Raw genomic sequence first — 11,679 nt, forward strand, 5'->3', positions numbered from 1 at the left:
CTCCGTGGCGCCGCGAATCGGCGCGTCAGTAGCGGACCCGCCCGATCAGGCCGAGCGGATCGATCGCGTGCTGGACGGCGCCGGCGAGTTGCCGGTGCGCGGCCGGCACGTGCTTGCGGTAGTACGCGATATTGACCGGCCCGACGCCGTGTTCGGCGCTGAAGCAGCCGCCTGCCTGCACGACGCGGTCGTACAGCGCGCCGCGCAGCGCCACCTGCTGCACCGGCCCGTAGCGTTGCGCCGCGGCATGCGGAATCGACACGACGAGATGGCAGCCGCCGTCGCCGAAATGGCCGAACGCATGACAGCGCAGCGCCGGATGCGCGGCGGCGAGCCACTGCTCGGCGGCGGCGACGAATCCGGCCAGCGCGCCGCGCGGGAACGATACGTCGAACGACAGCGGCACGCCGTCCTGCGCGACCGCGGCCGGCAGCGCGTCGCGAATCCGCCAGAAGCGTTCCGCCGGCGCGCATGCCGCGTCGAGCACCACGCGATCGCCGGCCAGCGCGTCGAGCGTCGCGACCGTGCGTTCCTCCAGCAGCGCGTCGAGCCCCGGCATGCCGGTCGCCATCTCGACGAGCGCGTAGCACGCGGCATCGCTCGCGTCGAACGGAATGCGCAACACGGGAAACGCCGCCGCGACACAACCGACCGCCGCCGCCGACATGAACTCGAACGCCGACAGCATTTCGCCGAATGCGCGTTCGAACGCGAGCAGGCCGGCGAGCGCCGCGTCGTACGACGCGAACGCGACGAACGCCGCGCACGACGACCGTTCGAGCGGCGCGAGCGCGAACGACACGGCGGTGACGAGGCCGTTCGCGCCATTCGCGCCGATGAAGCACTGCGCGACGTCGAAGCCCGCGTTGCGCTTGCGCAGTGGCGCGAGCGCGTCGATCACGGTGCTGGCTTCGTCCGCAAGCACCACTTCGACACCGAGCACGTGACGGCGCACGTCGCCGTACTTGATCAGGCGGCTGCCGCCCGCGTTTGCGCCGACGAGGCCGCCGGCCGCCGGATCGCTGCCGAGATCGATCGGCACGCAGAGCCCCGCTTCGCCCGCCAGACGGTTGATGTCGGACAGCCGCACGCCGGCCTCGACCGTGATACTGCGATTGGCCGGATCGAACGCGCGAACGGCGCGCATCCGCTCGAACGACACCACGCATTGCGTGCCGCTGCGATCGGGCACGGCCGCGCCGACGAGCCCGGTGCGCGCGCCCTGGGCGACGAGCGCGACCCGGTGCGCGACGGCGGCGCGTGCCAGCGCACGCACGTCGGCGGTCGAGCCCGGCCGCGCGACGCCGAGCGGCATGCCGCCGTACTGCACGACGTCGGTCGCATACGGTTCGCAGGCCGCGCCTTCGAGCCAGCCGTCGCCGAGTGCCGCGGCGAGCGCGTGCCGTTGCGCGGCGTGTGCGGCGGGGGCGGGCAGCGCGTTCATCGTCAGCTTGCCCGCGCGAGCTGCTTGCGCAGCCGGCCGCGCACGACGACCAGCGCGATCAGCGGCACGACGCCGCCCCACAGCGGGCTGTGGCGCATCGCGATCGACACCGCGAGCGCGACGGCGGTGACGGCGAGCAGCACGAGCGACAACGACCGCGCACGCCCCTGGTCGACGAACGTGCCGTCGACGAAGCCGCCGTCCGACCATGCGGTATGCACGATGCCGACCACCAGCACGCAGACGAGCATCGCCGCCGGCCCGAGTTCCTCGCCCCACAGACGGCTACCTGTCGGCGACACGAGCGCGAGCACCGCGCCGATCACGAGGAACAGGTCGACGCCGAGCGCGATGCTGTTGCGCTCCGCGCGGCGCATCAGCCACGCGCCGTGCACGAGTGCGAGCACGCCACCGATCAGGAACGCGTGGGTCCAGCGCAGGTCCGGCTGCTCGGGGCCGAGCCGGCCGTAAAACAGGAACACGATCGCCGGCAGGAAATTGCTCGCGTGCAGCAGGTAGTCGGTTATGGGATGGTTCGATTTCATCGTGTCTCTCCTTCGTCGAAACAGCGTGGCGACGCGTCAAGCGTCGTGCCAGCGGAACAGCCGCGCGGCGGCGAACAGGAACAGCGCGGTGCACACGGTCATGCCGAGCAGTTGCGGCGCGAGCTGCGCGTACGGCGCGCCGTCCACCAGCGCGCCGCGCAGCGCGACGGCGAACTGGTTGGTCGGCAGGAATGCGAGCCCGGCCTTCAGCCACGCGGGCGCGTCGTGCATCGGGATCGTCAGGTCGCTGAAGAACAGCAGCGGGTAGTAGGTGACGTTGCACGCGAGTTCGGCAGCCGCGAGCGAGCGGGTGCGGCTCGCCAGCAGCACGCCGATGCTCAGCACCATCGCCGCGCCGAGCAGCACGATCGGCAACGCGCGCAGCCCGTCCGGCGTCGCGATCGGCAGCGCGATGCCGAACGCGACGCGCGCCACCGTCAGCAGCACGAGCGCAGACAGCGCCATCATCGCCATCCGCGCGACGATCAGTGCGGCGAGGAACACGCCGCGCGACACCGGGAAGCACACGTACAGCTTGAACGTATTGCGCTCGCGCAGCGCGGCGATCGCGGTGGTCGTCGAGTTGAGGCCGATCGCCATGAACGCCATCACGAGGATGCCGGTCGCGAAGAACGCGCCATAGTCGAACGGGCGGCGCGTGGGCGCGGCATTCTCGAAGCGCGCCTGCGCGGCGGGCAGCCCGAGCCGCTGCGCGGCGCAGCGCGCGAGCGCGATCTCGACGACCCGCGATGCCGCCTTCACCGCGAGCGAGCCGTTGAAGTCGTAGCGGATCGTCGCCGGCGTGCGCTCGTCGGCGCCGAGCACGACGGTCACGCGCTCGGCCGGCGTGCCGCGGCCGCCGAAGGTCGCCTTCACCGTGTCGCTGTGCGACAGGCTGGCGACGATCTCCGCCCTGCACGCCTGGTTGTACGGCGTCGTGCCGCCGGGCACGTCGAACGCGATGTCGGCCGTGCCGAGCGAGCCCGAGCCGCCGAACGCGAACAGCATCACGCTCAGCAGGAACACCGGGAACACCAGCGTCCAGAACAGCGACGAGCGGCTGCGCAGATAGCCGAGCAGCTCGTTGCGCACGAGGATCAGGAACACCTTAGTCATGGGTCGGGCCCTCGGTGCACAGGCGCAGCAGGTCGCCCGGCGTGCTCGGCGCGAGCGCGAGATGCTGGATGCCCTGTTCGCCGACGATCCGGTGCACGTTCGGATGCAGCGTCGCATCGCCGAACGCCTCGACCACGTGCGCGGCCGACACGCGCACGCCGGTCACGCCGGGCAGCGCCGCGAGCCGCTTGCGCAGCGCGCGCGCGTCGGCTGCGTCGCGGCAATGCAGGACCGCGCGCGCATCGCCGACGAGCTCGGCGCGCAGCGTGTCCTGGTCGCCCTGGTAGCGCACGCCGCCGTCGCGCACCCAGACGAGATCGTCGACCACGCTCAGTTCCTCCTCGGAATGGCAGATCATCGCGACGCTCGTGCCGCTCGCGCGCTGGCGCAGCAGGTCGATCACGACGCCCGCATAGCGACGGTCGAGGCCCGTGAACGGCTCGTCGAGCACGGCCAGTTCGGGCCGGTGCGCGAGCGCGACGTACAGGTCCACGCGCTGGCGCTGCCCCTTCGACAGCGCGCGGCACGGCTTGTCGAGCAGTTCGGCGATGCCGAGCGCGTCGGTGATTGCCGCATCGGTGTGCGCGTACATCGCGCGGTGCAGCGCGACGATCTCGGATACACGCAGGTGATCGGGATACTCGACCTTCTGCAATTGCGCGCCGATTCGCTGCAGCGAGCGCGAATCGCGCATGAAGCGCTCGGCCGGCACGTCGAGCACGCGCACGTCGCTGCCCCCGCGCCGGAAGCCGAGCAGCGTTTCGAGCAGCGTGGTCTTGCCCGAGCCGTTCGGCCCGACGATCGCGGTGATCGCGCCGAGCCGGAACCGCACGTGGCGCGCGGAGAAGCGGAAATCGCCGGCCGCGACGTCGATCGCGCGCGCGCCGAGCGCCGCACCCGGCGCATGCGCGTCGGGCAGCGGCGGCGTGCTCGCGCGCCGCGGCCGGTCGAACGCGGCGGCCGGGGCGAACATCGCGCGTACGGACGCAAGAAACGAAACGCTCATCGTCGGCATCCTCAGTCGAACAGCATGACCTGCGTGTCGCGCGCGCCCCGGTACGGGTTGCGGCCGTGCGCGACCAGCATGTTGTCGACGACGAGCACGTCGCCGGCCTGCCACGGGAATGCGCATTCCTCGTCGTCGAGCGCGTCGTAGATCGCCACCAGGTCGTCGAACGGCATCGGCGCGCCGTCGCCGTAGCGGATCTCGTACGGGAACGCGGCGCGCGTGCCGTACATGCGCTGCAGGTAGCGATAGCTGAGCTCGCCCATCGAGCGCGGGTTCGGGTGCTGCGCGCTCGCCTGGTTAAACCACACGGTCTCGCCGGTGCGTGGATGCGTGCGCAGCGCGCTGCCGACGTGCGATACGGTCACGCTGCCGTCGTCGAGCCAGCGGCAGCCGACGCCGCGCTCGGCGCACAGCCGCTCGACCTCGTCGCGCTCGGTCGTGCCGAATGCGTCGTCCCACGGCCGGTGGTAGGCGGCGAACGGCAGGTTCGGGTTGGCGGCGAGACCATCCGCGCGGTCGCCCGGCGCCGCGAAATTGCGCAGGTACATCACGCCGCGTTCGGCGAACCGCTCGCGCAGCGCGGCCGGCACGCGCGCGGTCACCCGCCGCATGTCGCAGATCGGCGTCTCGCCGCCGGCTTCCGCCGGCTGCCGGCAGTAGAACGCGACGAGGCGAGGGAATGCCGGCATGTAGGCCATCTCCTGATGCAGCCCGATCCTGAACGGCGGCGGCATGCGGGTCGATTCATAGACCTGGCCGTCGATCTGCTTGCGTGGCGCGGCGCCGGCCGTGTAGCCGTTCGCGTGCGCCGGATACAGCGCGCCGAGGCGGCCGAACGCGGCGGTGTCGGGCACCGCGAAGCCGCGCCACAGCAGCGCGCCGCATGCGTCGAGCAGCGTGTCGATCGTGTCGAGCCGCGAGCGGTACCACGCGACGAACATCTCCGGCGACGTCGCGAGTTCGGCGCTGCGTGGCGTCACGCACAGCGGCAGCGTCGCGCCGGGCGCGACCGGCGCGCAGTGCACGTCGTCGGCGCCGAGCCGCACGGCGGCATGCGCGGCGAGGAAGGCGAGATCGGTCATCGCTCAGGCCAGCGCCGGTTTCTTCAGCAGGATTTCGAAGCCGAGCGCGCCGAGCCCCATGCTCGGGCTGTAGATCGACGCCACCGCCGACAGGCCGGCTTCGGCCACCAGCGCATGCGCTTCGTCGAGCGTGATCTTTTCCTCGACGTGGGTCGGCGGATAGTCGGCGGCCGCGCGCATCTCGGTGAAGCGGTCGAGCATATGCTGCGGCGCGTCGCGGCGCATGTCGTGCACGAGCGCGATGCCGCCCGGCTCCAGCACGCGGTACATCTCGGTCAGGCTGAGCGCCTTGTCGGGCAGGTGATGCAACGTCGCGCGGCCGACCGCCATCGTCAGCGTGCCGTCGTCGAACGGCAGCGCGAGCGCGTCGCCCACACGCATCTCGATCGCGTCGTCGAGCCCGAGTTCGTGGATGCGCGGGCGGCCTTCGTCGAGCATCGCCGGATCGAGGTCGATGCCGACGTAGCGCCAGCCGCGCATCGCCGGATCGGTCGCGAGCCGCACCGGCACGACGCCGGTGGCCGTGCCGATGTCGGCGATCGTGCCGGCCGTCATCCCGCGCGCCAGCTGGCGGATGCGGCTGATGAACAGCAGGTCCCACGGTTCGAGCGTTTCGGTGGCGAAGCGATCGTAGTCGTTCGCCGGGCGCAGGTTCTTGAGCAGCATGACGTTCCTTGTGCGAGAGAGTGAGGGTTCACAGCCAGCCGACCGGCACGGCGGCCAGCAGCCGTCGCGCGGTCGCGCTGTTGACGCCGAACGCCGGGCGGCGGCGCCGTTCCACCGCATGCGCGGCCATCGCCGCGATGCGCGCGCCGAGCCCGATGCCGACGCCCCACGACGGCGCGGCGACACCGAGTTCGAGCAGCGTCGCGGCGGTCAGGAAATCGATGTTCGGCCGCAGCGCGCGGCGCGCGTCGGCCTGCGCGCAGCACGCGTCGAACAGCGTCACGTACGCGCCGTCGAAGCTTTCTTCCGTCAACCGGCTACGTATGTGCGGCGGACGCGGATCGGCGACGAACAGCGGATGGCCGAAGCCGTACAGCGTGCGTTTTGCGTCGAGCGCCGCATCGATCGCCGCGCGGCCTGCCGCGTCGAGCGCGGCGGCCGGCGCGTGGGTGCCGCCCGGCACCGACTGCACGAGCGCGGCGAGCCACTGCATCGCTTCGAGCGCCGCGCCGACGTGCGACGGCCCGCTCGCGAGGAAGCCGGACGCGATCGCCTGCGTCAGCGTAACGCCGGTGCCGATCGCGACGCGCGGCGCAAGCACGGTCGGCGTGATGTAGCCGAAGCCGGCGTGCCACGCGACGAGCAGCATGTCCATCGCCGCTTGCGCGGGCGCGTCGTGACGCGTCGCGCCGGTCAGCACGAGCATGCGGTGCGCTTGCGTTTGCGCTGCATCGAGCGCCGTGCTGCCGCTGGCGTGTGTGCCGGCCGCGAACGGCCGGCCCTCGATCGCCGCATGCAGCAGGAATGGGGCGGCGGCCGCGCACAGCAGCATCGTGTCGAGATCGGCATCGTCCGGCGCCGGGCCGTGCACGCGTGCGGTCACGTCGTCGAGGCCGCGCAGCAGGCCGGACGCCGCCGCGAATACCGGCGCGACGCCCGCCGCGCCGAGGTCGGCGGCGAGCGACTGGGCGACCGAGCCCGGCGCCAGCGCGTCGGCGAACGCCGCGAGCCGCGCGGCGATCGCCGCCTCGTGCGCGCGATGGTCGGCGTGGCCGGGCGCGACGTCGAACCAAAGATGCGCGAGCGCGCCTTCGAACGTCGTCGCGCCGATCAGCGCGTTCAGGTCGAGATCGCGCACCCGCAGCGCTTCGGGGTCGAGCGTCGCGCCGTCGATATCGGTGCCGCGATGGCGCGTCGCCGGCCGACCGAGCAGATTGCGCGGCGCATCGCCGGTCGCGGTCGTGGTGGCGGAGGTGCCGGAGTCGAGTGTCGTATCCATGTCATTCCACCGCGGCGAGTTCGTCGCTGCTGACACTGATCGCCGCGTGCGCCATCGCGGCGATCACGGCCGCGTGCTGGTCGACGACGGGCAGCACGTTCGCGAAGTAGTAGCGCGCGCTCTTCAGCTTGCCGCGATAGAACGCCAGCTCGGCCGGCGCGTCGGCGGTGTCCGGCGCATCGAGCCGGCGCGCGGCGATCGTCGCCGATTCGAGCAGCACCCACGCCGACGTGACCACGCCGAACATTTCCAGAAAGCGCGTGTAGAACTGGCTGCTGCGATGCGTGTGGCCGTCCTGTACGTCGCGCGCGATGTCGTCGAGCGCGGCGGCGATGCGGTCCGCGCCCGCGCGCAGCGCATCGAACAGCGGCCGCAACTCCGCATGCGTGCCGGCGTGGTGCTGCTGCGCGAGGAACGCGTCGAGTTCGTCGCGGTAGTACTGGATTAGCCGCGAATGGCGGCCGAAGCCGAGCTTGTCGCGCACGAGATCCTGCGCCTGGATGTAGTTCGTGCCTTCCCAGATCGACAGGATCTTCACGTCGCGCGCGTTCTGCTCGACCGGGCTCGCGTCGGTATAGCCGAGCCCGCCGTGCACCTGGATCGCCGTTTCGCAGATCCGCCACGCCTGGTCGGAGATGAACGCCTTGCAGATCGGCGTCAGCAACAGTTGCAGCTTGCGATGGCGCTCGATCTCGGCCGGGTCGGCGTCGGGCGTGGCTTCGAGCATCGCCGCGCGCGTCGCAGTCGCCGCGAGCTTGCCGAGCAGGCCGCGGCAGCCGTCGACGCGGCTTTTCATGTCGACCAGCATGCGCTGCACGTCCGCGTGCTCGACGATCGCGACGCGCGCGGCGTGGGTGTTCGACGCGCGCTCGATCGGCCGGCCCTGCAGCCGGCGGCCCGCATACTCGACCGCGTGCAGGTACGCGCTCGACGCGACGCCGACGCCGAACATCCCGGTGCTCATCCGCGCCTGGTTCATCAGCGGCATCAGCTGCAGCAGGCCGACGTTGCGCCGGCCGCCGAGCAGCCAGCCTTTGGTCGTGCCGTTCGCGCCGAACACGAGATGCGTGTTCGCGCAGCCCTTGAGCCCCATCTTGCGCGGCAGGCCGATGCAGTCGACGTGGTTCGGCCGCAGTTCGCCGGTTTCCTCGTCGGGCCAGAAGCGCGGCACGACGAGGCACGACAGCGAGAACGAATCCGGCGACGCGGTATCGATGCGGCCGAGCACGAAATACAGCGTGTTTTCCGTCAGTTCGTGCATGCCGGCCGAGATGTAGACCTTCTCGCCGTCGATCGCGTAGATATCGCGTTCGAGCGGCGTCGCGCGCAGCGCCACGGCGGTGAGGTCGGTGCCGGCCTGCGGCTCGGTCGCGCAGAAGCACGCGTCCCAGCGATACGCTTCGAGCGGTGCGATCAGCGCCTTCTGGTGCGGCGTGCCGTGCATCTGCAGCAGCTTGACCGCGGGGCGCGTGAAGCCGCCGTAGGTCATGAACGACGGGTTCGCGCCCATGAACATCTCGTAGATCATCTGCGTGACGATCGGCGGCAGCCCGTGCGCGGTGCCGAACAGCGTGTTCGACCATTCGTCGCGAAAGCGCGCCCACAGCGCGTGGAAATGCGACGGAATCCGTACCTGGCCGTCATCGAGCAGCGTGCAGCCCTCGACGTCGGCCTGCTGGTAGCTGCGGCCGAGGTCGAGCGCGAAATCGCGGGCGCGTTCGAGCAGCGCATCGATCGACGCGCGATCGTGCGTGCCGTACAGGCCGTGTTCCGCCAGGAACCGCTTGTCTGCCTCGAACAGTTCCCACAGAAAGAAGCGCAGTTCGCGCAGGCTCACCTTGTATGCGCTCATCATGCGTCTCCTTCGATATCGAGCGCGGCGTCGAGGCCGCCGGCCAGGTCGACCACGGCGGCTGCCGCCGCGCCATGCAGCGCCGCGTCCCACACGAGCACCGTGCGGCGCTCGCCTTCGTCGAGCGCGCCCGCGAGCCGGATCAGCGCGGCGGCCGATTCGGCCGACGACAGATGGCCCGAGCCGTCGTGCTGGATACGCGCGGCAACCGGAATCGACGCGGCATCGGCCACGCGCGCCGCGAAGCCGGGATCGAAGCCGGGCGGCACGCACCAGTCGATCTGGTTCGCGCGCAGGTCGGCCTGATCGAGCGCGCGGCGGATCGCGCGGGCCGCGACCGGCGCGAGCGTGTCGCGCAGCGCGGTTGGCGCATCGGCCCACGGGTCCGTGATCGACGGCCCGAATTCGAGCGCGACGGAGCGCACGCCGCCCCACGCCGCCGGTTCCGGCGCCGGGCCGGCGCGCGACACGAGCAGCGCGGCGGCCGCGTCGCCGTAGCCGACCAGGTCGCCGAACTGGCGGAAGAACGGGTAGAGCCACTTGTCGCTGAGGATCACGAGCGCCTGGTCGCCTTCGTCGAGCAGGAGCCCGTCGAGCAGCGTCAGCGCCGAATACCAGCCGAGCGTGCCGTTCTGGCCGAGCGCGAACGGCGTCACGCGCTGCAGCCCGAGTTCGTACTGCATGCGGCCGACGACCGAATCGCCGATGCCTTCGTTGAGCGCGCAACTGGCGACGATCACGTGCGTCGTGCGGGCCAGCGCGCCGGAGCCGAGCTGGTCGCGCAGGTCGAGCGCCGCGTCGGCGGCGAGATCGGCGAGGCTGCGCCCGGGCGGCGCGACGCGCAGCGCGGGCCGGCCGCCCGGCGCGAGGCGCGTGCCTTCGTCGGGCGTCAGCGCACCCATGCCGCGCGGCCGCGCAAAGCGCGCCTGCGGCAGCAGCAGGTGCCGGTACCCGGGGTGGCGCTCCTGCGCCTGGATCGCGCTGAACACGACGGCGGGCGGCAGCACCACGACGCCGCCGGACAACGCGAGCGTGCCGGGCGCGGCGACGCGCGGCGCGCCGACACAGGTTTCATCGAGCGTCGACAGGGTCATGCGGCGGTCTCCTCGAGGTTCGGGCGCGCGAATGCGTCGCGATACTGCGCTTTCAGCGCCGGTCGGTCGATCTTGCCGTTCGGGTTGCGCGGCAACGTCGGCAGCGGCTCGACGACGAGCGGGTTCATGTAGGTGGGCAACGCGTCGCGGCATGCGCGGGCGATGTCGGCGCGGCACGCGTCGGCGTCGAGCGTCGATACGACGCACGCGGCGATCGCCTCGCCGAGCGCCGGGTGCGGGACGCTGAACACCGCGGCCTCGCGGATGTGCGGCAGCGCGAATAGCACGTCCTCGACCTCGGTCGGGCTCACGCGGTAGCCGGACGTCTTGATCATGTCGTCGCCGCGCGCGACGAAATACAGGTAGCCGTCTGCGTCGCGCCGCACGATGTCGCCCGACCATACGGCGACGTCCGGGCGCGGAATCTCGCCGTGCCGGCGCGGCAGCGGGCGAAAGCGCTGCGCGGTCAGCTCGGGCCGGTTCCAGTAGCCGAGCGTGACGAACGCGCCGCGGTGCACGAGCTCGCCGGGCTCGTCGGCCGCGCATTCGCTGCCGTCCGCGCGCAGCACGAGGATCTCCGCGTTCGGCACGGCCTTGCCGATCGACGTCGGGCGCAGCGCCGCGTCGGCCGGCGCCAGGTAGGTCGAGCGGAATGCCTCGGTCAGCCCGTACATCAGGTACGGCGAAGCCTGCGTGAACAGCGTCTGCAGGCGGTGCAGCAGCGGCGTCGCGAGATGGCCGCCGGTGTTCGCGAAGCGGCGGAGCCGCGTGCGTGCGGTGTCGCTCCAGCCGGCCGACGCGATCTGCATCCACAGCGGCGGCACGCCGGTGATCGACGTCACGCCGAACGCGTCGCAATGGCGCGGCACTTCGGCCGGCTGCAGGAAGTCGAGCGGCGTGTAGCACGCGCCGGACGCCAGCGCGGTCGTGAGCTGGCTCAGGCCCGCGTCGAAGCTGAGCGGCAGCACGCCGAGCACGACGTCGTCGTCGGCGAGCCGCTGGTACGCCGCGACGCTGAACGCGCCCGACACCAGGTTGCGATGCGATACGACGACGCCCTTCGGCTTGCCGGTCGAGCCGGACGTGTAGAGCAGCGCGGCCGGATCGTCGTCGACCGGGCGGCCGGCGGGGGCCGCTGCCACTGCCGATGCTGATGCCGGCGTATCGGTGCCCGGCGAATCGATCGCGTCGGCCAGCTCCTCGATCAGCAGCGTGCGCGTGCCGACGAGCGCGGCGAGCGCCGGCAGGCGCTTGAGCCGCTGCGCGCCGGTCACGAACAGCGCGGCGCCGCTGTCGGCGACGATGTGTTCGATCTGCGCTTCCTTCAACTGCGGATTGACCGGTACGAAGATCGCGCCGAGTGCGTTGGCCGCGAGCATCGCGACCACGGTTTCGATGCGCTTCGGCGCGTAGATCGCGACGCGTTCGCCCGGCTGCACGCCGCGCGCCGCGAGTACGGCGGCGGCGCGCCGGACCGCGCGGGCGAGCTGGTCGTAAGTCAGGGTGCCGCCGCCGTCGGCATACGCCGGATGATGTGGCCAGCGCTCGGCGCCGTGTTCGAGCAGGTCGGCGATGCTGATCAATGGGTTCAT

General features: G+C 71.7%; 10 protein-coding genes. All 10 read right to left on the bottom strand.

The features are described from left to right. Positions 1-25: 25 nt before the first annotated feature. From HWX07_RS06230 to HWX07_RS06275, 10 genes are read right to left on the bottom strand one after another with little or no spacing between them, the layout of a single operon-like run. The gene (locus tag HWX07_RS06230) at positions 26-1,444 is read right to left on the bottom strand and encodes an FAD-binding oxidoreductase (RefSeq protein ID WP_175875633.1); all 1,419 of its coding nucleotides are present in this window, start codon (positions 1,442-1,444) and stop codon (positions 26-28) included. 2 nt (positions 1,445-1,446) lie between these two features. Then, positions 1,447-1,989 carry a permease gene (locus HWX07_RS06235; RefSeq protein WP_175875634.1) on the bottom strand — a complete coding sequence of 181 codons (543 nt, stop codon included), beginning with the start codon at positions 1,987-1,989 and terminating at the stop codon, positions 1,447-1,449. A gap of 36 nt (positions 1,990-2,025) precedes the next feature. After that, the gene (locus tag HWX07_RS06240; RefSeq protein ID WP_175875635.1) at positions 2,026-3,105 is read right to left on the bottom strand and encodes an ABC transporter permease; all 1,080 of its coding nucleotides are present in this window, start codon (positions 3,103-3,105) and stop codon (positions 2,026-2,028) included. Then, on the bottom strand, positions 3,098-4,111 hold the full coding sequence (locus HWX07_RS06245; RefSeq protein ID WP_053525827.1) for an ABC transporter ATP-binding protein: 1,014 nt from the start codon (positions 4,109-4,111) through the stop codon (positions 3,098-3,100). The genes HWX07_RS06240 and HWX07_RS06245 overlap by 8 nt, the downstream gene beginning before the upstream one ends. An 11-nt stretch (positions 4,112-4,122) precedes the next feature. Continuing rightward, positions 4,123-5,196, bottom strand: coding sequence for a TauD/TfdA family dioxygenase (locus HWX07_RS06250; protein ID WP_175875636.1), 1,074 nt, complete (start codon positions 5,194-5,196; stop codon positions 4,123-4,125). Between the two features lie 3 nt (positions 5,197-5,199). Next, a complete protein-coding gene (locus HWX07_RS06255; protein ID WP_175875637.1) occupies positions 5,200-5,862 on the bottom strand; it encodes a class I SAM-dependent methyltransferase in 663 nt (220 codons plus the stop codon). Between the two features lie 28 nt (positions 5,863-5,890). After that, positions 5,891-7,141, bottom strand: coding sequence for a citrate/2-methylcitrate synthase (locus tag HWX07_RS06260; protein ID WP_175875638.1), 1,251 nt, complete (start codon positions 7,139-7,141; stop codon positions 5,891-5,893). A 1-nt stretch (position 7,142) separates the two neighbouring features. Then, positions 7,143-8,993, bottom strand: a complete 1,851-nt coding sequence (locus HWX07_RS06265; protein ID WP_175875639.1) for an acyl-CoA dehydrogenase — start codon at positions 8,991-8,993, stop codon at positions 7,143-7,145. Beyond that, a complete protein-coding gene (locus HWX07_RS06270) occupies positions 8,993-10,087 on the bottom strand; it encodes a hypothetical protein (RefSeq protein ID WP_175875640.1) in 1,095 nt (364 codons plus the stop codon). Before HWX07_RS06270 ends, HWX07_RS06265 begins: the two co-directional genes overlap by 1 nt. Beyond that, complete coding sequence (locus HWX07_RS06275; protein WP_175875641.1) at positions 10,084-11,679, bottom strand: acyl-CoA ligase (AMP-forming), exosortase A system-associated; 1,596 nt, start codon at positions 11,677-11,679, stop codon at positions 10,084-10,086. The genes HWX07_RS06270 and HWX07_RS06275 overlap by 4 nt, the downstream gene beginning before the upstream one ends.

Origin of the sequence: Burkholderia sp. BCC0097, assembly GCF_902832985.1 — a bacterium.
Taxonomy (GTDB): Bacteria; Pseudomonadota; Gammaproteobacteria; order Burkholderiales; family Burkholderiaceae; genus Burkholderia; species Burkholderia orbicola.

Bases quoted from the DNA above. Each gene is read 5' to 3' on its own strand.
- HWX07_RS06230 (WP_175875633.1), bottom strand. From the start codon at position 1,444: ATGAACGCGCTGCCCGCCCCCGCCGCACACGCCGCGCAACGGCACGCG.
- HWX07_RS06235 (WP_175875634.1), bottom strand. From the start codon at position 1,989: ATGAAATCGAACCATCCCATAACCGACTACCTGCTGCACGCGAGCAAT.
- HWX07_RS06240 (WP_175875635.1), bottom strand. From the start codon at position 3,105: ATGACTAAGGTGTTCCTGATCCTCGTGCGCAACGAGCTGCTCGGCTAT.
- HWX07_RS06245 (WP_053525827.1), bottom strand. From the start codon at position 4,111: ATGAGCGTTTCGTTTCTTGCGTCCGTACGCGCGATGTTCGCCCCGGCC.
- HWX07_RS06250 (WP_175875636.1), bottom strand. From the start codon at position 5,196: ATGACCGATCTCGCCTTCCTCGCCGCGCATGCCGCCGTGCGGCTCGGC.
- HWX07_RS06255 (WP_175875637.1), bottom strand. From the start codon at position 5,862: ATGCTGCTCAAGAACCTGCGCCCGGCGAACGACTACGATCGCTTCGCC.
- HWX07_RS06260 (WP_175875638.1), bottom strand. From the start codon at position 7,141: ATGGATACGACACTCGACTCCGGCACCTCCGCCACCACGACCGCGACC.
- HWX07_RS06265 (WP_175875639.1), bottom strand. From the start codon at position 8,993: ATGAGCGCATACAAGGTGAGCCTGCGCGAACTGCGCTTCTTTCTGTGG.
- HWX07_RS06270 (WP_175875640.1), bottom strand. From the start codon at position 10,087: ATGACCCTGTCGACGCTCGATGAAACCTGTGTCGGCGCGCCGCGCGTC.
- HWX07_RS06275 (WP_175875641.1), bottom strand. From the start codon at position 11,679: ATGAACCCATTGATCAGCATCGCCGACCTGCTCGAACACGGCGCCGAG.